14 protein-coding genes are annotated in these 21,154 nt (G+C 71.0%); 6 read left to right on the top strand and 8 right to left on the bottom strand.

Going from position 1 to position 21,154, the window contains the following annotated elements; translation table 11 throughout:
- Positions 1–38: 38 nt before the first annotated feature.
- The 3 genes from D7223_RS11980 to D7223_RS11990 all read right to left on the bottom strand — a co-directional run bounded on the left by D7223_RS11980 (position 39) and on the right by D7223_RS11990 (position 3,992).
- Entirely contained in the window at positions 39–1,226 is a 1,188-nt protein-coding gene (locus D7223_RS11980; RefSeq protein ID WP_147252484.1) for a cytochrome P450 family protein, read from the bottom strand.
- Positions 1,223–2,566 (bottom strand): lipopolysaccharide biosynthesis protein RfbH, encoded by a 1,344-nt coding sequence (rfbH, locus tag D7223_RS11985; RefSeq protein ID WP_120728247.1) that lies wholly within the window; start codon positions 2,564–2,566, stop codon positions 1,223–1,225. Before rfbH ends, D7223_RS11980 begins: the two co-directional genes overlap by 4 nt.
- A 100-nt stretch (positions 2,567–2,666) precedes the next feature.
- Positions 2,667–3,992: a cation:proton antiporter gene (locus D7223_RS11990; RefSeq protein WP_120728249.1), complete on the bottom strand. Its 1,326-nt coding sequence runs from the start codon at positions 3,990–3,992 to the stop codon at positions 2,667–2,669.
- A 634-nt stretch (positions 3,993–4,626) separates the two neighbouring features.
- Between D7223_RS11990 and D7223_RS11995 the strand changes: the two genes are divergently transcribed.
- Positions 4,627–7,503 carry a helix-turn-helix transcriptional regulator gene (locus D7223_RS11995; RefSeq protein ID WP_272948692.1) on the top strand — a complete coding sequence of 959 codons (2,877 nt, stop codon included), beginning with the start codon at positions 4,627–4,629 and terminating at the stop codon, positions 7,501–7,503.
- A 225-nt stretch (positions 7,504–7,728) separates the two neighbouring features.
- Here the strand turns inward: D7223_RS11995 and D7223_RS12005 are convergent, their stop codons facing one another.
- Positions 7,729–8,991 (bottom strand): IS701 family transposase, encoded by a 1,263-nt coding sequence (locus D7223_RS12005; protein WP_120728253.1) that lies wholly within the window; start codon positions 8,989–8,991, stop codon positions 7,729–7,731.
- A 194-nt stretch (positions 8,992–9,185) separates the two neighbouring features.
- Here D7223_RS12005 and ccrA point away from each other — a divergent pair, with 194 nt between their 5' ends.
- The 5 genes from ccrA (at position 9,186) to D7223_RS12030 (ending at position 15,135) form a co-directional block, all read left to right on the top strand.
- Positions 9,186–10,532: a crotonyl-CoA carboxylase/reductase gene (gene ccrA / locus D7223_RS12010; protein WP_120728256.1), complete on the top strand. Its 1,347-nt coding sequence runs from the start codon at positions 9,186–9,188 to the stop codon at positions 10,530–10,532.
- Between the two features lie 9 nt (positions 10,533–10,541).
- A complete protein-coding gene (locus D7223_RS12015) occupies positions 10,542–11,762 on the top strand; it encodes a nucleotide disphospho-sugar-binding domain-containing protein (protein ID WP_120728257.1) in 1,221 nt (406 codons plus the stop codon).
- Positions 11,763–11,784: 22 nt separating this feature from the next.
- Positions 11,785–12,681, top strand: a complete 897-nt coding sequence (rfbA, locus tag D7223_RS12020; RefSeq protein ID WP_120728259.1) for a glucose-1-phosphate thymidylyltransferase RfbA — start codon at positions 11,785–11,787, stop codon at positions 12,679–12,681.
- Between the two features lies 1 nt (position 12,682).
- On the top strand, positions 12,683–13,663 hold the full coding sequence (gene rfbB, locus D7223_RS12025; RefSeq protein ID WP_120728261.1) for a dTDP-glucose 4,6-dehydratase: 981 nt from the start codon (positions 12,683–12,685) through the stop codon (positions 13,661–13,663).
- 188 nt (positions 13,664–13,851) lie between these two features.
- On the top strand, positions 13,852–15,135 hold the full coding sequence (locus tag D7223_RS12030; protein WP_238161847.1) for an IS4 family transposase: 1,284 nt from the start codon (positions 13,852–13,854) through the stop codon (positions 15,133–15,135).
- A 36-nt stretch (positions 15,136–15,171) separates the two neighbouring features.
- Here the strand turns inward: D7223_RS12030 and D7223_RS12035 are convergent, their stop codons facing one another.
- From D7223_RS12035 to D7223_RS12050, 4 genes are all read right to left on the bottom strand, one after another.
- Complete coding sequence (locus tag D7223_RS12035; RefSeq protein ID WP_120728263.1) at positions 15,172–16,653, bottom strand: amino acid adenylation domain-containing protein; 1,482 nt, start codon at positions 16,651–16,653, stop codon at positions 15,172–15,174.
- Positions 16,650–17,789, bottom strand: a complete 1,140-nt coding sequence (locus D7223_RS12040; RefSeq protein ID WP_120728265.1) for an acyl-CoA dehydrogenase family protein — start codon at positions 17,787–17,789, stop codon at positions 16,650–16,652. The genes D7223_RS12035 and D7223_RS12040 overlap by 4 nt, the downstream gene beginning before the upstream one ends.
- A gap of 130 nt (positions 17,790–17,919) precedes the next feature.
- Entirely contained in the window at positions 17,920–19,341 is a 1,422-nt protein-coding gene (locus tag D7223_RS12045; RefSeq protein WP_120728267.1) for an acyl-CoA carboxylase subunit beta, read from the bottom strand.
- Entirely contained in the window at positions 19,338–21,032 is a 1,695-nt protein-coding gene (locus D7223_RS12050; protein ID WP_120728269.1) for a 3-hydroxyacyl-CoA dehydrogenase family protein, read from the bottom strand. The genes D7223_RS12045 and D7223_RS12050 overlap by 4 nt, the downstream gene beginning before the upstream one ends.
- Between the last annotated feature and the right edge of the window lie 122 nt (positions 21,033–21,154).

Genomic DNA, 21,154 nt, shown 5'->3' on the forward strand with positions numbered 1-21,154 from the left:
CGAAAGGGCCGGCCCATCGAGGCCGGTCCTTTCCGTCGTCAGCGCACGGACACGCGTACCGGCAGCGCGTCCAGGCTGTTCATGACGATGGTCGGCGTCCAGTGGAGCTTCTCGGCCGGCACCGCGAGCTCGATCGACGGGAACCGCCGCAGCAGCGTGCCGATCGCCGTCTCGGCTTCCAACCGGGCCAGCGGGGCGCCGACGCAGTGGTGGATGCCGCGGCCGAAGGCGAGGTGCCGGTGCGCGTGCTCCCGGTTGACGTCCAGCCGGTCCGGATCCGGGAACACCGTCTCGTCCCGGTTGGCCGAGCCGAGAGCCGCGATGACCATCGCGCCCTTCGGCACCGGCGTGCCGGCGATCTCCAGGTCTTCCACGGCCCAGCGCGCGGTCGCCCGGTCCAGCGGCGCATCGTACCGCAGGAACTCCTCGATCGCGGCCGGGAGCAGCTCCGTTCGGGCCCGCACCTGCTCGAGCTGGCCGGGGTGGCGCAACAGGGCCAGGACGCCGTTCGCGATCAGGCTCACCGTGGTCTCGTGACCGGCCACGATGAGCAGGATGGCGGTGCCGATCAGCTCCTGCGGGGAGAGCCGGTCGTCGGCCTCCGCGGCGACCAGCGCGCTGAACAGGTCGTCGCCGGGGTGCGCGCGTTTGGCCTCCATCAGGTCGCTCAGGTAGGCGCTGAACTCGCGTACGCCGTCCGCCTTGCCCGGCGAGCCGAGCGGCTGGAGAATCGCTCGCGTCCAGGCCCGGAACCGCTCCTGGTCGGCTTGCGGGATGCCCAGCAGGCCGGAGATCACGATGATCGGCAGCGGGACCGCGTAGGCCGGCAGCAGGTCCACCTCGCCGGTCCCGTCGGTCAGGTCCCGCGCGATGTCGTCCACGAGCCGGTCGGCGAGCCGCTGGACGGCCGGGCGCATCGACTCCACCCGCCGCATGGTGAACTCCCGGGCGAGCAGCTTTCGCAGCCGTGTGTGCTCGGGCGGATCGCTGGCCAGCAGGTGCCCGCCCAGATTCCCGCCCTCCCGAGGCATGCCGGCGCCACCGGCCGCGAGCATCGCGGCGCCGTGCCGCGGGTTCTTGCCGAGCCGGGCGTCGGTCAGCGCCTCGCTCACCTCGGCGAAGCGCGTGACGAGGAAGGTCTCCATCCCGTTCGGCTGCCGTACCCGGGACACCGGGCATTCTCCGCGCAGTTGGGCGTACCTCCGGTAGGTCTCCGGGTCGGTCAAGCCGTGGGCTCCTCCGCGCTCGTCGCCCGGCCACGCCGGTAGCGGGCGGTGGCGAACTCCCGGATCGAGGCGGCCATGTAGTCGACCATCTCGGTGGTGAGCTTCGGGTGGACGCCGATCCAGAACGTACGGTCGGTGATGATGTCGCTGTTGGTGAGGTCGCCAGCGATGCGGTGCGGCCGCCCGATGTAGGCCGGGTGCCGGGTCAGGTTGCCGCCGAACAGCCGCCGAGTGCCGATCCGGCGGTCCTCCAGGAAGGCCACCAGTTCGTCCCGGCTGAACTCGGCCTCGTGCGTGACGGTCAGCACGAAGCCGAACCAGCTCGGGTCGCTGTCCCGGGTGGGCCGGGGCATGAGCAGCCCGGGCAGGTCGGCGATCGCGTCGTGCAGGCGCTTCCAGTTGCGCCGCCGGGCCCGGCCGAACTCCTCCACCTTGGGCAGCTGGGTCAGGCCCAGCGCGGCCTGCAGGTCCGTCGACTTCAGGTTGTAGCCGAGGTGCGAGAAAATGTACTTGTGGTCGTAGCCGTGCGGCAGCGTCCCCATCTGATAGCTGAAGCGCTTGCGGCACTTGTTGTCCTCGCCCGGCTCGCACCAGCAGTCGCGTCCCCAGTCGCGCAGTGACTCGACGATCCGGGCCAGCACCAGGTTGTCCGTCACGACGGCGCCGCCCTCGCCGGTGGTGATGTGGTGGGCGGGGTAGAAGCTGATCGTGCTGAGCGCGCCGAAGGTGCCGGTGCGCTTTCCCCGATAGGTGGAGCCGACCGCGTCGCAGTTGTCCTCCACGAGCAGCAGGTCGTGGTCGTCGGCCAGCTGGGCGATCTCCTCGGCGGCGAACGGGTTGCCGAGCGCGTGCGCGATCATGATGGCCTTGGTACGCGGCCCGATCGCCCCGCGCAGCCGCTCCACGGTGGTGTTGTACGTGCCGAGTTCGATGTCGACGAACACCGGCACCAGGCCGTTCTGCAGGATCGGGTTGACCGTGGTGGGAAAGCCGGCGGCCACCGTGATCACCTCGTCGCCGGGCCGCAGGCTGCGGTCCTCGAGCTGGTCCGAGGTGAGCGCGGTGAGCGCCAGCAGGTTGGCCGACGAGCCGGAGTTCGTCATGTGTGCCTTGCGCGCTCCGATGTACATCGCCATGGCCCGCTCGAACTGCCGGGTGGTGACGCCGGAGGTGAGGCGCAGCTCTATCGCCGCCTCCACCACGGCGACCCGGTCGTCCTCGTCGAGGACGGCGCCGGCGGACAGCAACGGGGTGACGCCCGGGATGAAGGAGTCGCCGGTCGTCTGCTCCTGGTGGTACTTGCGGATTTGGTCGAGGACCAGACTCTTCAACTCGCTCACAGCGCGCTCCCGCCGGTGTCCGGGGTGGACCGGCCCGCCGGGAGGCGGGAACCGGCCCAGGTATGTGCGGGGACCGTAGCCGCGTGGGCTATAGGCCGCCTTAAGGCTGTGGTCCGGCGCCCGCCACCGAGCCGGCTCCGGCAGGCAGGGCGGGTGCGGGTTCGCCGCGCTCCTCCGGCGTCAGCAGCCGGCGCAGCAGCGGACCGGTCATCAGCGTGGTGACCAGCGCCATGATCACCATGGCGGTGAAGATCTGGCTGTTCAGGACGCCAAGGCTGAGGCCGACGTTGAGGATGACCAGCTCGGTCAGGCCACGTGCGTTGATCAGTACGCCGAGGACGCGCGCCTCCCGCCAGTCGGAACCGGTCAGCCGTGCCGCGCTGGACGCCGCCACGAACTTGCTGACCACCGCCACCACGATCACGGCGACCACCATGATGACGCCGTCGACGCCCAGTCCGCCGATGTTCACCGACAGCCCGGTGAGGGTGAAGAACACCGGCAGCAGCAGCAGGCTGGTGTGCTCGATCTGGTCCGGCACCTCCGGGTGCTGCGCCTCGACGAGCAGCCGGGGAACGACCGCGCCGAACGCGAACGCGCCGAAGACCGCGTGCAGGCCGATGAACTCGGTGGTGAACGCGCTGAGCAGAAGCCCGGTGATGAGCACGGTGTGGGTGATACCGCCGGTGGCGGCCCAGCGGCGCTCGGGGGACAGCAGCCAGGCCAGCGCGGGGCGGACCGCGAAATACATGAGCAGGACGAACGCCGCGATCTCGAGAGCCATCCCGCCGAGCCGCCACGGGCTGTCCGCGTTCACGACCACCACGACGACGGCCAGGGCGGTCCAGGCCAGCAGGTCCTCGACGGCGGCGCAGGCCAGGGCGAGCTGGCCGACGGGCCGGCGGTTCAGTCCGTGCTCGGTGATGATCCGGGCCAGCACCGGGAACGCGGTGATCGACATCGCGGCGCCCAGGAACAGGGCCGGGCCTAGCAGGCCAGGCAGACCCTCGCCGGTGTCGAGCAGGTGGTGAAACGCGACGGCGAGCCCGGCGCCGAGGGTGAACGGAAGAGCGACGGAGCTCAGCGAGATCACGGCGACCTTCCGGCCGACGCGGTGCCCGTACAGGTTCAGGTGATAGCCCACCCCGAACATGAACAGGACCAGCCCGATCTGGGCGAGTGCCTGGAGGATGGGCCGGATCTCCGGCGGGAACAGCACCTCGGTCGGGTTGCCCGGCAGCAGTCCGAGCAGGCTGGGCCCGAGGGCCACGCCGCCGACGATCTCACCCATCACGGCGGGCTGGCCGGCGCGGCGGGCGATCTGCCCGCACAGGTAGGCGGTGGGCAGCAGCACGGCGAGCGCCACCAGGACGGACTGGATCGTGGACGGCCCGCCTCCGGCGGCCGCGGCGAGGGTGGTCTCCATGGCGAAGCGGCTCCCTACACGTGACGGTAAGGTAAAAAGCGGAAAGTTTACGCCGAGGTTCCGATACGTCCACCGGATCGGGCGGGTCGGTGAGAATTGACGGAGCCGCAGAACCGGCACGCCCTCGGGGGCGGCGGAATGCTTCAGGGTGGCAGCGCGCAAAGCGCAGCGGCAACCCCTACGCCGAGGCTCGCCCCGGTCGCTAATAGGGGTGCGTAGGGGGCGGCTTCCGGTGGGAAGTGCGTCCGGACCGTAAAGGGAGGCGGCCGGGGTTATCGGCCGGTGGGCCTTTTGTTACTCGCGGGTTTCGACCCTGGACTGCGCATTTGCATCAGCTGGGCCGCCTACCTCTTCGTCAATCTCGTCGGCGGTGCTCTGGCCGGGCGGGGCGTTGCATGAGAGCGCTTACGGCCTGCATCAGGCAAGCGGCCTCCCGTGCAAGGGGTGTGGTAACAGGTGTGAATGTGTGATAGCTTCTTCGGGTCTTCGCGGAACGGGTCGGCTTATCGAGTTGCCGAATCCGCCAGTAGGAGGCGTGGGCGCTGGTCAGCCTGCTGGGACGAACGAATCTAATTGTGCACTGTTGGTGCTCATACATATGTATCTTCGTTGAACACGGGGGATGTGGTTCACGATGCTACTTGGCCGGGATGATGAGCTCGCGCAATTAATGACTCTGTTGCACAAGAGCAGCGCGGGCCATGGCCAGACCGTTGTCGTCAGGGGACCCCTCGCCAGCGGCAGAACGGAACTGCTGCACGCGTTCGGGGAACGTGCCGTCGAGGCCGGCGCCGTGCTGCTGACCGCGACCGCAGCCCACGCCGAGCGGGCGCTGCCCGCCGGGCTCATCGGCCAGCTGGTCCGCAGCACCACGCTACCGGCGCACCTGGACGAACGCGTCGCCGACGTGATGGACCTCGACGTGGCCGCCGAGACCCCGCCCGAGGACACCCGCACGTTCCGCCGCGTCCTCGGCGAATCCGACGCCCGACGCATCCACGGACTCTGCGCGGTGCTCCTCGAGCTCGGCCGGGACCGGCCTCTGGTGATCAGCATCGACGACATCCAGTACGCCGACGAGGCATCCCTGCAGGTGCTGCTCTATCTGCGTCGGCGGATGCGGCGCGCCCGGGTGATGCTGGTGCTGTCCGAGTGGCAGCGCCCGCAGCTGGCCCGCCCGCCGCTGCGGGCCGAGCTGACCCGGCAGCCGCAGCGCCGCCTCGTCCTCGGCCTGCTCTCCGCTGCCACCACAGCCGACGCGGTCGCCCGCGCCCTCGGCACCGAGCCGAAGCCGGCGTTCACCGCAGCCTGTCATCGGCTCACCGGCGGCAACCCGCTGCTCCTGCATGCCCTGATCGCGGACAACGTGGAAGACGGCCGGGGCACCGAGGGAAGTGCCGCACCGGTCCTCGGCCCGGCGTTCCGCGAGGCCGTACTCGACTGCCTGCATCGCTGGGAGCCGGAATTCCTGCAGGTCGGCCGGGCGCTCGCGGTGCTCGGCGAGCGGGCCACCGCAGAGCTGGTCGCCCAGCTGCTGGGCCTGCGGCGGCACGTCGTGGTCGAGGTCCTGGACGCGCTGACCGCGGCCGGGGTGACCACCGGATGCCGCTACAACGCGCCGGTGACCGGCACCGTCGTGCTCGAGGCGGAACCCGCTGAGATGGTGTCCTACCTGCACGTCCGGGCGGCCGAGGTGCTGCACGGCCACGGTGTGAACGTGGTCGACGTGGCCCGCCACGTGATCGCCGCCGGCGAGGTGCCGGGCGACTGGGCGGTGCCGATCCTGCGGCAGGCCGCCGACCAGACCATCGGGCAGGACGCCGCGCTCGCCATGACCAGCCTGAAACTGGCCGTGCGGACCTGCGACGACGACGGCGCCCGGGTGCCGTTTCACGCGGCGCTGGTGCGGGCCGCCTGGCAGGTCAACCCATCCGCCGCCACCCCACACCTCACCCTGCTGCACGACGCCCTGGACGCCGGCGAGCTCACCCACAGTGATGCCGCGCCGGTGATCCGGCACGCGCTGTGGCAGGGCGACCTGTCCGGCGCGATGAGCCGCCTCTCCGGCCTGCGCGCGCCGGCGTCGACGGCCGACCACCGGGCGGAGGCCGAGCTGCGGCTGTCGATCAGCTGGATCTTCGGACACGGCCGCGCCAAGGCGTACGACGAGGTCCGCCGCCGGAAGGCCACCCCGGCCACCCCGGCCGCGCCGGGCCTGCTGGCGCTGGGGCGGCTCGGCGCGATGTGGACCGACGGCGCCACCAAGGAGGTCGTCACGGCCGCCGACCACGTCCTGGAGAGCCGGCTCGACACCGTGGTGCCCGAGGTCGCCGCCGCGGCGATCTTCGCGCTGATCTACGCGGACCGGCTGACCCGGGCCGGATACTGGTGCGACGTGCTGTTCGAGGAGGCGGTCCGGCGTGGCGCCACGACTTGGCAGGCGGTGCTGGGCGCGGTCCGGGCCGAGATCGCGCTGCGGCGTGGCGGGCTGAGCGTGGCCGCGGCGCACGGGCGTACCGCGCTGGCTCGACTCCCGGCGCAGGGCTGGGGCGTCCTGATCGGCTTTCCGCTCTCGGTGGTGATCCGGGCCGAGGCGGCGATGGGCCACCACGACGAGGCCGCCGCCCTGCTCGACCGCCCGGTGCCGCGGGCGATGTACGACTCGGTGTTCGGGGCCTGGTACCTGAACGCCGCGGGCCAACACAACCTCGCCATCGGGCGGGCCCTGGCCGGCCTGGACGACTTCGAGCGATGCGCGACCATCGTCCGGCGCTGCGGGGCCGACCTACCGCTGATGATGCCGTGGCGCAGCGACGTGGCCCGTGCGCAGCTGCGGCTCGGCGGTCGCAAACGGGCCCGGGACCTGCTGACCGAGCAGCTCGGTCGGCCGGGGGAGAAGGTGGGCCTACGCGCCCGGGGCGCGTCCCTGCGGCTGCTCGCCGCGAGCGTCGACCTCAAGGACCGGATGGGCATCCTGCGCGAGGCGATCCAGCTGCTGGAGCGCTGCGGCGACCGGCTGGAACTCGCCCAGGCACTCGCCGACATGGGCCAGGTCTACCGCGAGCTGGGTGAGCTCGGCCGGGCCCGGCTGGTGCTGCGCCGGGCCGGCCGGGCGGCCAAGGAACTGACCGCGGACGTCGGGATCGCGGACTTCGGCACCGAACTGCTCGACCAGGCCCGCATCGACCTCAACGACGAGCAGAACAGGGCACCCAGCGGTGGTGTCCCGGACGAACCGATGGGCGTCTCGGTGGCGGTCGACCCGCAGCCGGACGCCACCTCCGAGGACGAGAAGCTCACCGCACTGAGCGACGCCGAACGGCGGGTGGCGATGCTGGCGGCTGGCGGGCACACCAACCGGGAGATCAGCCGCAAGCTGTTCATCACGGTCAGCACCGTGGAGCAGCACCTGACCCGGGTGTATCGCAAACTGAACGTCACCCGCCGGACGGACCTGCCGGCCGACCTCTCCCGCCAGAGCCATTGCGTAGTCGGGTTCGTAGGGCGCTGAGCTGGGGTTGAGCGGGCTGCGGTCCATGGATGACGTCGCGGCTCTTCAGTGATTATGGAGTTGCCGAGACAACATGATCCTGGGGAGGCCGCACCCGCTGCGCCGTGCCCGACCTAGTAGTGCCTTGTTAGGTTGGCGGGTCGGGGAATGGGCGGTTGCAGGTGTGGCATGCGCCGGCCATGACGACGAGCAGTCGTTGCAGGAGCCGCAGTGCGGCGTAGAGGGTCAGGCCGGCGCCGGGACTTTTGGGTCCAGGCGCAGCAGGGTGCTGAAGGCTTGCGCGAGCACGGTGAGGGTGACGTGGCGGTGCCAGCCGGTGAAGGAGCGGCCTTCGAAGTGGTCGATGCCCAGGCCGGTTCTGAGTTCGCGGTAGTCGTGCTCGACTCGCCAGCGGATCTTCGCGAGTCGGACCAGGGCCGTGAGGGAGGTGCGGGTGTTCACGGTGGACAACCAGTACTTGACCGGTTCGTCCGCGCCGGGTGGCCACTCGGCGATCAGCCAGCACTCGGGCAGGCTGCCGTCGGCACCGCGAGGGATGTCCCGGTTCGCCGGGCGGATCCGCAGGCGTAGGAAGTGCGAACGCATCGCCGCGGTCGGGATCGCTCTACTGCGTCGGCTGCCTCGCCGCCAGGTGACCTGCCGTGCCGTCTTCTGGCCGGCGGCCAGGACCAGGTCCTTGAAGGTGGCCGGCGGGTCGGGGTAGACGGGCCGGGGTGGGCGGCCCCGACCGCAGTAGGCCGGGGCCACCGGGACCGCGTCGCCGTGGTGGGCGGTGGCGTTCGGGTCGACCTGGACCACGTAGCGCAGGCCACGCTCGGCCAGGCCGAGCCGGAACAGGGTGCAGTCGCCGTAGCCGGAGTCCGCGGTCACCGGCAGTTTCGGCAGCCCCCATTGGTCGATCATCTCGTCGAGCATGTCCAACGCCAGCCGCCACTTCTCCCGGTGCCGCACGTCGTCGGGCATCCGGGCGCGGTCGCGCCGCTGCCGCACGGCGGCAGCCCGCTCGGGGTCGCTGATCGTGGTGTCGTCCCACGACCCCGGGCAGAACAGCCGCCAGTTGGCGGCGACCGACGCGACATCGGTGACCATCTGCACACTCACCCCGATCTGACAGTTGCCGGTCTTACCGACGGTGCCGCAGTACTGCCGGGCAACGCACGGTGAGGCGGTGCCGTCCTTCGGGAACCCCGAGTCGTCGATCACGTACGCCGTCGGGTCGATCGCCTCGACCGCCCACCGGGCCACGTTCGCCCGCACCACCTGGTAGTCCCAGGTCGAGGACGTGATGAACTGCTGCAACTGCTGATGATCGACCCCGAGGCGTCCAGCCATCGGCTGCATCGACTTGCGAGCCCCATCGGTCAGCAGGCCACGCACGTACAACTCGCCCTTGACCCGCTGATCCGAACGCCGGACCGCACCATCCAACATCTGCGCCGTGAACCCGACCAGGCGCGGCGCAAGCTCAGCCAGTTCGTCAGCCCTCACACCACGATATTCAGACACCCACTCTTAGGACGCCCCAACGACACGCCGCGAACCTAACAAAGCACTATTAGGGGGCGCTCTCGAACCCGTTCTCCGACCCCGCAAACAGGCAGTAGGGGTTGGGTAGCGGAGCGGGCTGCTCCTAACGTCCCCCTCGGCGTCACCATCCACTCCGCTACCCGGGGAGCCAACACGTGCATGAGGTCTCCAGCGCGATTCTGAGCGGGAACGCGACCACCGAGGACTACGCCGGTCTACGTCTGCCGGACAGCTACCGGGCGATCACCGTCCACCGCGACGAGGTGGACATGTTCGACGGCATGGACAGTGCCGACAAGGACCCGCGCAAGTCCCTCCATCTCGACGACGTGCCGGTGCCCGAGCTCGGTCCCGGTGAGGCACTAGTGGCCGTGATGGCCAGCGCCATCAACTACAACACCGTGTGGTCGTCGATCTTCGAACCGATGCACACGTTCTCCTTCCTGGAGCGGTACGGGCGGCGGTCGCCCCTCGCCCGGCGGCACGACCTGCCCTACCACGTCCTCGGATCGGACCTGGCTGGCGTGGTGCTGCGTACCGGGCCCGGCGTCACGCTGTGGCGCCCGGGCGACGAGGTGGTCGCGCACTGCCTGTCGGTGGAGCTGGAGTCCGCGGACGGCCACGGCGACACGATGCTCGACCCGGAGCAGCGGATCTGGGGCTTCGAGACCAACTTCGGCGGGCTGGCCGAGCTGGCCCTGGTCAAGGCGAATCAGCTGATGCCGAAGGCACCGCACCTCACCTGGGAGGAGGCGGCCGCGCCCGGCCTGGTCAACTCGACCGCGTACCGGCAGCTGGTGTCCCGCAACGGGGCCGCCATGAAGCAGGGCGACAACGTGCTGATCTGGGGTGCGTCCGGCGGCCTGGGCTCGTTCGCCACCCAGCTCGCGCTGGCCGGCGGGGCCACGCCGATCTGCGTGGTGTCCAGCCCGGCGAAGGTCGAGCTGTGCCGCGCGATGGGCGCCGAGGCGGTGATCGACCGGCAGGCCGACGACTACAAGTTCTGGTCCGACGAGCGCACCCAGAACCCGCGCGAGTGGAAGCGGATGGGCCGGCGGATCCGGGAGCTGACCGGCGGCGAGGACCCGGACATCGTGTTCGAGCATCCGGGCCGGGAGACGTTCGGCGCCTCGGTGTTCCTGGCCCGCAAGGGCGGCACGGTGGTCACCTGCGCGTCCACCTCCGGGCCGGTACACGAGTTCGACAACCGCTACCTGTGGATGTCGCTCAAGCGGATCATCGGGACGCACTTCGCGAACTACCGCGAGGCGTGGGAGGCCAACCGGCTGATCGTCCGCGGCAAGATCCACCCGACCGTGTCGCGCACCTATCCGCTGTCCGAGACCGGGCAGGCTGCCTGGGAGGTGCGGCGCAATCTGCACCAGGGCAAGGTCGGGGTGCTCGGGCTGGCGCCGCGGGAAGGGCTCGGCGTCCGCGACCACGAGCTGCGCGAGAAGCACAGCGCGGCGATCGGCCGGTTCCGGGTGCCGGCCGGCGGCTAGGCGGCAGCCATGCGGGTGATGTTCACGGTGTCCTCCTGGGCCACCCACTACGCCTCGATGGTGCCGCTCGGCTGGGCGTTGCAGAGCCTCGGGCACGAGGTGCGGGTGCTGTGCCCGCCCACACAGGCCGGGCCGGTGGCGGCGGCCGGGCTGCTGCCCGTGCCGGTGCTCGACGGCATGGACATCGTCACCGCAAACCGGCTCCAGTACTACCAGGAGGCGGTCGACGGGCACTGGCCCAACCCGTGGCTGCCGCTGCACCCGATCAACGGGCAGCGGATGGCGAGCCTCGCGGACTTCGACGTGGCGGCGTACCGCCGCGACGTGGAACCGGAGTTCGTCACCCGCGAGGCCCGCTCGTACGACGCGGCGGTGGACATTGCCCGGCGCTGGCGACCGGACGTCGTCGTGCACGACCCGACCAGCCTCGAGGGCCTGCTGGCCGCGAAGGTGACCGGGGTGCCCGCGGTGCTGTCGCTGTGGGGTCCGGTGGGCACCCACGAGCCGGAGCACATGCGCATCGTCCCGCCCGATCGAAGTGACTCCTTCCCCCGGTACGGGCTGGGCGAATTCACCCTGGACCAGATCGACCACGTGCTTGACCCGTGCCCGGCGGCCGTGGCGCCACCGGTCACCGCCGAGCGGATCCCGGTGCGGTATGTGCCCTACAACGGCTCCGGCGAGGTTCCGGCCTGGCTGTTTGATCCGCCGGAGCGGCGCCGGGTGTGCGTGGTGTGGTCGACCGCGCTGTCGCTGATGTCCGGCCCGGACACGTTCCGCCTGCCCGAGCTGGTGCACGCGCTGGCCGGGCTGGACGCCGAGATCGTGGTGGCCGCGATCGGCGCGGACCTGGCCGCGCTCGGCACGCCGCCGCCCGGCGTACGTCTGGTGGATCGCCTGCCGCTGCGGCTTCTGCTGCCGACCTGCGCGGCGTCGGTGCACCCGGGCGGCAGCGGGAACACGATGACCTCGATGTGGGCCGGCGTGCCGCAGCTCGCCGTCACCTTCATCTCGGAGACCACGGCCGCCGCCCGGCGGCTGGCCGCCTCGGGCGCGGGCCGCCACCTGCCGGCCCCCGCCGCCGCACCGGAGATCGTCCGGGCCGAGGTGGCTGCCCTGCTCGACGACCCGGTGCACCGCGAGCGTGCCGGGCATCTGCGGGACGAGATCACGCTGCGGCCGACCACCGCCGACGTCGTGGACGTCCTGGACAAGCTCGCGCAGACATGATCATCAACCTGAGGAGTCCTCGGTGAAAGGCATCATCCTGGCGGGCGGCACGGGATCGCGCCTGCACCCGGCGACGTTCCCAATCTCGAAGCAACTGCTGCCGGTGTACGACAAACCCATGATCTACTACCCGCTGTCCGTGCTGATGCTGGCCGAGGTGCGGGAGATCCTGCTCATCTCGACGCCGCGCGACCTGCCGCTGTTCGAGCGCCTGCTGGGCGACGGCTCGAACCTGGGCCTGCGGATCAGCTATGCCCGCCAGGACGGGCCGCACGGGCTGGCCGAGGCGTTCACCATCGGTGCGGAGCACATCGGCGACGACGACGTGGCGTTGATCCTCGGCGACAACATCTTCCACGGGCACGGCTTCGCGAACCTGCTCCAGGAGAACGTGGCCGGCCTGGACGGCTGCGTGCTGTTCGGCTACACCGTGCCGGACCCGGACCGGTACGGCGTCGGCGAGACCGACGAGACCGGCCGGCTGATCTCGATCGAGGAGAAGCCGGAGAAGCCGCGCTCGAACCGGGCGATCACCGGGCTCTACTTCTACGACCGGGACGTGGTGGAGATTGCCCGCTCGGTCAAGCCGTCGGCTCGCGGCGAGCTGGAGATCACCGCGGTGAACCAGGTCTATCTGCAGCGCGGCAAGGCCCGGCTGGTCGACCTGGGCCGCGGCTTCGCCTGGCTGGACACCGGCACCCCGGACTCGCTCCTGCAGGCGTCGCACTACCTGCAGACGATGGAGCAGCGGCAGGGCGTGCGGATCGCCTGCCTCGAGGAGATTGCGCTGCGGATGGGCTTCATCGACCACGAGAGCTGCTACCGGCTCGGCCTCACGCAGGGTAGTTCCCCGTACGGCCAGTACGTGATGAACGTCGCCGCCGAGTATCGTGCCGACCTGCTCGCGACGGGAGCCTGATATGCGAATCCTGGTCACCGGCGGCGCGGGATTCATCGGCAGCCACTTCGTCCGCGAGCTGATCGCCGGCGCGTACGGGCTCACCGGTTCGGACGTCATCGTGGTCGACAAGCTCACCTACGCCGGCAACCTGGCGAACCTCACGCCAGTGGCCGGCCATCCCGCGATGCGCTTCGTGCGGGGCGACATCTGCGACGCCGCGCTAATGAACGACGTGATGCGCGGCGTTGACCTGGTCGTGCACTTCGCCGCCGAGTCGCATGTGGATCGTTCGATCACCGACGCGGACGCCTTCGTCCGCACCAACGTCGCGGGCACCCATACGCTGCTGACCGCCGCGTGCGTCGCGGGCGTCGGCCGGTTCGTGCACGTCTCGACGGACGAGGTGTACGGGTCGATCGAGACCGGGGCGTGGACCGAGGATTACCCGCTGGAGCCGAACTCGCCGTACTCCGCGTCGAAGGCCGCGTCCGATCTGATGGTCCGCGCGTTTCACGTGACGCACGGCCTGGACACGTGCATCACCCGGGCCTCGAACAACTACGGCCCCTACCAGTTTCCGGAGAAGGTCATCCCGCTGTTCGTGACGAACCTGCTGGAGGGCGCGACCGTGCCGCTCTACGGTGACGGCCGCAACGTCCGCGACTGGCTGCACGTGGCCGACCACTGCCGGGGCGTGGCCCTGGTCGCCGAGCACGGCCGGGCCGGGGAGGTCTACAACATCGGCGGCGGCACCCCGCTGACCAACCGGCAGCTGACCGAGACCCTGTTGGAGATCATGGGCAAGGACTGGTCGATGGTGCGGCAGGTGGCCGATCGCAAAGGCCACGACTTCCGGTACGACCTGGACTACGGCAAGGCCACCGCCGAGGTCGGCTACCGGCCCGCGACGACCCTCAAGTCCGGGCTGGCCGCGACCGTGCAGTGGTACAAGGACAATGCCGCCTGGTGGCAGCCGCTCAAGCCGGCCCGGGTCGAGTAGCAACGCCGTTCAGTTGGACGTGGCTGGTCAAGGGGTGTGTTGATCGGGTGTGAGAAGCGGGGTTCCGGTATCAAGGTTTGTCACTCCAAGACAACCCGAACCAGGAACCCCGCTCGGTGGATCAGATTGCCGTAACCCGTACGGTCACGGTAGCCGCCGGGCCTTTCGCGGCCGGTAACCTCGGTGAATTGACCCGCCTCGTTCCGTTCGAGATGGTCGATGACGTCCTGGCCGCGACCCGGCGTACGCAGCAACGTGTCCGGTTGTTGCCGGCCCGGGTCGTGGTGTATCTGCTGCTGGCCGGCTGCCTGTTCGCCGATTGCGGCTACCGGCAGATGCGGGCGAAGCTGATCGCCGGCCTACGTGGGCTACCGGTGCCCGATCCCAGCGGGAGCGCCCTGCGACAGGCCCGGCAACGACTCGGCCCGGCCCCGTTACGGGCCTTGTTCGACCTGCTGCGCGGCCGGGCGGCCACCGGCGCTGTCGCCGCGGTGCGGTGGCGTGGTCTGCTGCCGGTCGTCGTCGACGGCACCATGATCGCCGTCGCAGACTCCACGGCCAACCTGCGCCACTACGTCAAACAACGATGTGACCACGGCGGTTCCGGCTACCCGACACTGCGGCTGAGTGCGCTGCTGGCCTGCGGCACCCGCTCGGTCATCGACGCGGTGTTCGACCCGATCACCACCGGCGAGACCGTCCAAGCACGGCGGCTGGCCCGCAGCCTGCCGGCCGGGATGCTGCTCCTAGCCGACCGCAACTACGCCGCGGCCGACCTGATCACCGCGGTCACCGCCACCGGAGCCGACCTGCTGATCCGCTGCAAGACCAGCCGGAAACTCCCGATGATCCGCCGCAACCGCGACGGATCCTGGCTGTCGGTCATCGGCGGCCAGGCCGTCCACGTCATCGAAGCCAGAATCAGCATCACCACCACGGCCGGCAGCCACACCGGTGACTACCGGCTGATCACCACCCTGCTCGACCCGCGTCACTACCCGGCCGCCGACCTCGTCCGGCTCTACCACCAGCGCTGGGAGATCGAGACCGCCTACCTCGAACTCAAGTCCACCATCCTCGGCGGCCGGGTCCTACGCGCCCGCACCCCCGACGGTGTCGATCAGGAGATCCACGCTCTGCTGATCGTCTACCAACTGCTCCGCACCGTCATGGTCGACGCCACCGACAGCCGGCCGGCCTCGACCCGGACCGGGTCAGCTTCACCACCGCCCTCAACACCGCCCGCGACCAGGTCGTGCACGCCGCCGGCGTTTATCGCCGACACCGTGATCGACCTGGTCGGCGTCATCGGCCAAGCGGTCCTGACGACCCTGCTGCCCGACCGCCGCGTCCGGACGAAAACCCGCATGATCAAACGCTCGAACTCCAAGTACCAGGCCCGCGGACCCCACATCGACCGCCGCACCTACAAGGCCACCACCAGCATCGACGTCATCACCATCGACCCTTGACGAACCAGCCACCGCCCTAACTAAACGGCGTTGATACTAGCCGGGTTCGCGGCGGTCGTCCCTGTCGTTGATGCGGGTGGCGAGGACTCTGCGATCGACCTTGCCGTTGGGCGTGCGGGGCAGCTCAGCGACGCTGATGAACTCGTCGGCGAGCATGTACCGCGCGAGCCGCTCGGCACAGTGGCGGCGTAGCTGCAGCGGGCCCGGTTCGCGCCCGTCCCGGCCCACCACACAGGCCACCAGCCGGGAGTCCGCGCCATGGCCGGTGACCAGCGCCGCCGCCTCGGCGACATCCGGGTGGGCGGTCAGCGCGGCCTCCACCTCGCCCAGCTCGATGCGATGCCCACGGACCTTCACCATGTGGTCGCGCCGGCCGATGTAGTCGAAGGCGCCGCCGGGCAGCACCCGGACCACGTCGCCGGTCCGGTACGGGCCCGCCTGCGCCGGGCGGCCCCAGTAGCCGAGCATCACGGTGGGCCCCTCGACCAGAAGCTCCCCCTCATCGCCGGGGACGCCGGGCGCTCCGTCGGCGCGTTGCGCCCAGACCCGGTCGCCGCAGCTGGCCGTCCCGATCGGCACCGGCCGGTCGCGTTCCAGGTCTGCGGCGACCACCTCGTGCCACGTGCAGACGTTCGTCTCGGTCGGCCCGTAAAGGTTGAGCAGCCGCGCGTCGGTCCACCCGGCCAGGGCGCGCACCTGGCCGATGGGGAACGGTTCGCCGGCGAACAGGATCGCGCGCAGATGGGAGGGCGCCGGCCGGTCGAGCAGTCCGCCCAGACGGATCATCATCGTCAGCGCCGACGGCACCGAGTACCAGACGGTGATCTGGTGGTCGTACAGGAACTCGACGAGCTGGGTGGGGACGTACGCGAGCTCGACGGGCGCCAGGTGCACCGAGGCTCCGACCGCGAACGCGGCGTAGAGGTCGAGTACCGACAGGTCGAACGTCAGTGGGGCCTGATTGGAGAACCGGTCCTGCGGCGACGCGCCGAGCACGTCGACCGCCCAGTCCACGAAGGCCGTCGCGTTGCGGTGGCTGATGCACACGCCTTTCGGGACGCCGGTGGACCCCGAGGTGTAGAGGATGTAGGCGAGGTCGTCCGCCTCCATCGCCACGTTGACCGGTTCCGCCGGTCCATCGTCGCCGATGAGGAGGTCATGGCAGGCCACGCCCGCCGCAGTGAGCGCGGCCAGCCGGTCGCCGGTGCTCAGCACCAGCCGGGCCGAGCAGTCCCGGGCCAGGCCGGTGACGCGGGCCACCGGAGAGTTGCCGTCGGCGGGGACGTACGCAGCTCCCAGCCGCAGCACGGCCTGCATCGCGATGATGACGGCGGTGCTCTTCCCGCTCCACACCACGACCCGGTCGCCGCGGCCGACCCCGGCGGCACGCAACGTATGCGCCATGCTGTCGGCCCGCCGGTCCAGGTCGGCATACCTGAGCTCGCCGTCGGCCGCCACCACGGCGATCTTGTCGGGGAACTTGGCGGCCGAGTCGATCACCAGGTGATGGAGATTCACAGTCCCAGACCTTTCGCGATCAGTTCCCGCTGAATTTCGTTCGTGCCCGAGAACAACGAGCTCGGTAGGCTGTCGCGCACCTGTTCGGCGACGCCGCTGCCGGTGAGGTAACCGGCACTGCCGAAGATCTGGAACGCATCTAGGCTGTTCGCCACCACGGCCTCGCTGACCGCAACCTTCGACAGGGCCGCGGCCTCCACGTGGTCGCGGCCGCGATCGAGCAGCCAGCAAGCCCGGTACAGCAGCAGGCGGGCGCCCTCCAGCCGCTGCTTCATCGTGGCGATCCGGTGCGAGACGGCCTGGAACTCGCCGATGCGCCGCCCGAACTGGCGGCGCCGCCCGGCGTGGCGCACGCACATCGCCAGCTGACGATCCATCAGCCCGACGTAGATGGCGAACAGGCACGCCCGTTCCCAGGCCATGGAGTGCTGGAAGAGGGCGGAGCCCTGACCCTCGGCGCCGAGAAGGTACTCGCGGGGGACGCGGCATCCGTCAAACCGCACCCGGCCGGCCAGGCAACCGGCCAGGCCCAGCTTGTCCAACGGCTCGCCGACGGCGACGCCCGGCAAGTCTCGGGGAACCGCGAAGGCCGACACGCCGAGGAAACCGGCCCGCGGATCGGTCACCGCGTAGGTGACGATCAAGTCAGCGATCGGGGCGTTGCTGGCCCAGGACTTCTCACCGTCGATGACGTAGGCGCCGCCGTCCGCGCGGGCGGTCACGGTGAGTGCGCCGACGTCCGAGCCGGCCTCGTCCTCGGACATCGCGTTGGCAGCGATGATCTTCCCGGCGGCCAGGCCGCTCAGCAGGCGTTCACGCACAGTGTCGGTGGCGTGGTCCCGGATCGGCACCGCGCATGCCAGCAGGTGCGCCGCGACGGCGAAGGTGAGCCCGGTCTCCGGGCACGCCCGGCCGAACGCCTCCAGGCCGAGAGCGGTGTCCAACGCGCCCAGGCCGGCCCCGCCGGATCCGGTCGGCAGGCAGAGCCCGGTCACCCCGGTGGCCGCGGCGGCAGCGAAGGCGGCCCGGGCCTGCTTCACCCCGGTTGCCGCCGCCGTGTTCCCCAGCCGTTCGGCAACCTGGTCGTGGATTTCGTCGTACAGTTTGCGTTGTCCGGCTGACAGCTCGAATTCCATGAATTGTCCCGCCTCCTGCTGGGAATCCCCGCTAACGAGCGGCGTCGTGGCAACGAACGATAGCCACGGCCCGGAACCGCAGTTAGCCCCTAGACTCCCCTAACCACCACCCCGCGATGTGGACATCGCACTAGAGCGGGATGTTCCCGTGCCGCCCGCGCCCGGCGGGGGCTACCGCGAAGGCTCGGGCGAGCCGGTCGCGGGTCTCCCCGGGGGCGATCACCGCGTCCACCACACCGAGCCCCAGCGCCCGGCCGACCCCTCCGGTGGTGCGCTGATGCTCCTCGGTCAGCCGGGCCAGCAGACCGGGCCGCTCATCCTCCCGGGCGGCGGCCAGCGGCCGGCGGTGCAGGATGCCGACAGCGGCCTCGGCGCCCATGACCGCCACCTCCGCCTGTGGCCAGGCGAACACCGCGGTGGCGCCGAGCGACCGGGAGTTCATCGCGATGTACGCGCCGCCGTACGACTTCCGGACGATCAGCGTGACCCGCGGCACGGACGCCTCGGCGAAGGCGTGCAGCAGCTTGGCGCCGCGGCGCACCACCCCTTCCCACTCCTGGTCGACCCCGGGCAGATAGCCGGGAACGTCCACCAGCACCAGTAGCGGTACGCCGAACGAGTCGCACATCCGGACGAACCGCGCCGCCTTCTCGGCCGAGAGCGAGTCGAGGCAGCCGCCCTTGCGGAGTGGGTTGTTCGCCAGCACTCCGACGGTCCGCCCGGCGAGCCGGCCGAGACCGATCACCATGTTGGGTGCCCAGCGCGGCTGCAGCTCCTCGAAGCCGGTGCCGTCGTCGAGGATCGCCCGGACCAGCGGGCGTACGTCGTAGGCGCGGCGCGGCGACTCGGGCAGCAGGTCGCCCAGCGGCGTGCCGACGACGGGGACGGGGCAGTCGGCCAAGGGCCGGCTGAGCAGTGTGGTGAGAGTCCGCGCCCGGGCGCAGGCATCCACTTCGGTGTCCACGGTTAGGTGCGCGACGCCCGACCGGCGCCCGTGCGCGTCGCTGCCGCCCAGCTCCGCCATGTCGATCTGCTCGCCGGTCACGCTGCGCACCACCTCCGGGCCGGTGACGAAGACCCGGGCGCCACCGGCCATGATCACGATGTCGGTCAGTGCCGGGCCGTAGGCGGCCGCGCCAGCCGCCGGGCCGAGCACCACCGAGATCTGCGGAACCCTCCCGGACGCCCGGGTCATGGCGGCGAACATGCGGCCGACGGCGTCCATCGACTCGACGCCGTCGCCGAGTTTCGCCCCGCCGGAGTGCCAGAGTCCGATCACCGGCGCGTCCCGGCGGACCGCCAGCTCGATCGCATCGATGATCCGGTCGGCCTCCGCCGTGCTGAGCGAGCCGCCGGCCCGGGTCGCGTCGGTGCAGTAGGCGACGACCGGCGCGCCGCTGATCCGGCCCTGCACCGCCACCACGCCGCACTCGTCGCCGGGCAGCGTGACCCAGGGCTCGTGCCCCGGGCCGGAGTCGAGCAGCAGCGAGAGCCGCAGCCGCGGGTCGCGCAGGTCGGTGAGGGCTTGCCCCTCGTGGGCCAGGATGGTCATGACGCCGTCTCCCCGTCGGTGTGTGTGCGGAAGCCGTGCCCGGTCTTGCGGCCGAGATGGCCGGCCGCGACGAGGTCGGTGAGCAGGGTGGCGGGTGCCAGCCGGGGTTCCGGGGAGGCCGCGTACAGCCGCTGCTGGATGGCCAGCGCGACGTCCAGACCGATCAGGTCGAGCAGGGCCAGCGGGCCGACCGGCATGCCGTAGCCCTCGGTCATGATCGCGTCGATGTCGTCAACCCCGGCCCGGCCGTCCTGGTGCAGCCGCACCGCGTGGTTCAGGTACGGGATCAGGAGTGCGTTGACGATGAACCCCGTCCGGTCGCCGCAGCCGATCGCGTGCTTGCCCAGCGCGGTGGCGAGGGCGTGCGCGGTCGCGGTCACGGCCGGTGCGGTGAGCCGCGTCGGGGCAACCTCGACCAGCCGCATCACCGGCGCCGGATTGAAGAAGTGCATGCCGACCACGTCTGCCGGGCGGCCGGTGGCGGTCGCGCACGCGAGTACGGGCAGCGACGACGTGGTGGTGGCGAGCACGGTGCCGGGCGGGGTCGCCCGGTCGAGCCGGCCGAAGACGGCCCGCTTGACCGTCAGGTCCTCGACCACCGCCTCGACCACCAGGTCGCAGTCGCCGAGTGCGTCGAGCTCCGTGGCGCCGGTGAGCCGGTCCATGACCGCGGCGAGCTCCCGCGGGGTGACCTTTCCGCGGCGGACCCGCCGGTCCAGCGAGGCCTCGACCGCGGCGAGCGCCTCTTTGACCCGCGGCTCCGTCCGGCCGACCACGGTGGTGGGCAGGCCCGCCCGGGCACAGACCTCGGCGATGCCGCTTGCCATCTGCCCGGAGCCGACGATCCCGATCCGCCGCACGGGTCGTCCCGGCGGGACCTCAGCCATGGGCCGCGCCTCGGCCGCGGGGTAGCTGTGGAAGCCGCGGCCGATCTTGAGGCCGAGCCGGCCCGCGCCGATCAGGCGATCCAGGACGGGGGCGGGGGCGAACGTGTCGTCGCCGGTCCGGTCGTGCAGGGCACGCAGGCTGTCGCGCGCGGTGTCCAGGCCGATCCGGTCGAGCCGGGCCAGCGGGCCGACCGGCAGCCCGCAGCCGAGCCTCATCGCGGTGTCGATGTCAGCGCCGCCGGCGTACCCGTCGTCGTACATCCGGGCGGCACCGTTGAGTAGGCCGAGGATGAGCGCGCCGCCCACCCCGCCGGTCCTGACTGCGGTGCCGCCGAGCAGCCGGATCAGCTCGCCGGCCCGGGCCACGGCGAACTCGCCGGTGCCCGGCGCGCGCACCAGCTCCAGCACAAGACCGTCCGGCGCCGGGGAGGGCTCGCCCCAGTGCAGGCCGAGCGTGCGGTCCGGGCGGCCGGACCCGGCGGCGATGTCGGCGACCGAGTGCCCGGTCGTGGTGGTGACGAAGACGGTCTCCGGCGCGCAGCGGGCGTGCACCCGGCGGAGTACCTTGGTCTTCAGCGCCGCCGATTCCGGCAGTGCCTCGATGACAATGTCCACAGTAGACGGCAGTTCCTCGGCGCAGACGACGTTCTCAATCGGCCCGAGCCGGTCCCGGGCCGCCCGGAGTGCCTGCCGGCCGCCCTCGACGGCCACGACCCGCACACCGGCGCGAGACAGCAGCGCGGTGAGAGCCGAGCCGACGGTGCCGAGCCCGATCACACCGACGACGGACAGTGGTCTCCCCATGTGCACGGTCCCTCCGGGTCGTCGGAAGAAAGAACGTGCGGGTGAACGTATGGCCGGCGCCGGTCCGCCACTACCCCTGCCGACCCCTAGGTGTTCTGTCCATGGACGTTGGTGACGCGTCC

It is taken from the genome of Micromonospora endolithica (genome assembly GCF_003626595.1).
GTDB classification, from domain to species: domain Bacteria; phylum Actinomycetota; class Actinomycetes; order Mycobacteriales; family Micromonosporaceae; genus Micromonospora; species Micromonospora endolithica.

Coding starts and splice junctions, on each gene's coding strand:
- D7223_RS11990 (WP_120728249.1), bottom strand. CDS start 3,992: ATGGAGACCACCCTCGCCGCGGCCGCCGGAGGCGGGCCGTCCACGATC.
- D7223_RS11995 (WP_272948692.1), top strand. CDS start 4,627: ATGCTACTTGGCCGGGATGATGAGCTCGCGCAATTAATGACTCTGTTG.
- D7223_RS12015 (WP_120728257.1), top strand. CDS start 10,542: ATGCGGGTGATGTTCACGGTGTCCTCCTGGGCCACCCACTACGCCTCG.
- rfbB (WP_120728261.1), top strand. CDS start 12,683: ATGCGAATCCTGGTCACCGGCGGCGCGGGATTCATCGGCAGCCACTTC.
- D7223_RS12040 (WP_120728265.1), bottom strand. CDS start 17,789: ATGGAATTCGAGCTGTCAGCCGGACAACGCAAACTGTACGACGAAATC.
- D7223_RS12045 (WP_120728267.1), bottom strand. CDS start 19,341: ATGACCATCCTGGCCCACGAGGGGCAAGCCCTCACCGACCTGCGCGAC.
- D7223_RS12050 (WP_120728269.1), bottom strand. CDS start 21,032: ATGGGGAGACCACTGTCCGTCGTCGGTGTGATCGGGCTCGGCACCGTC.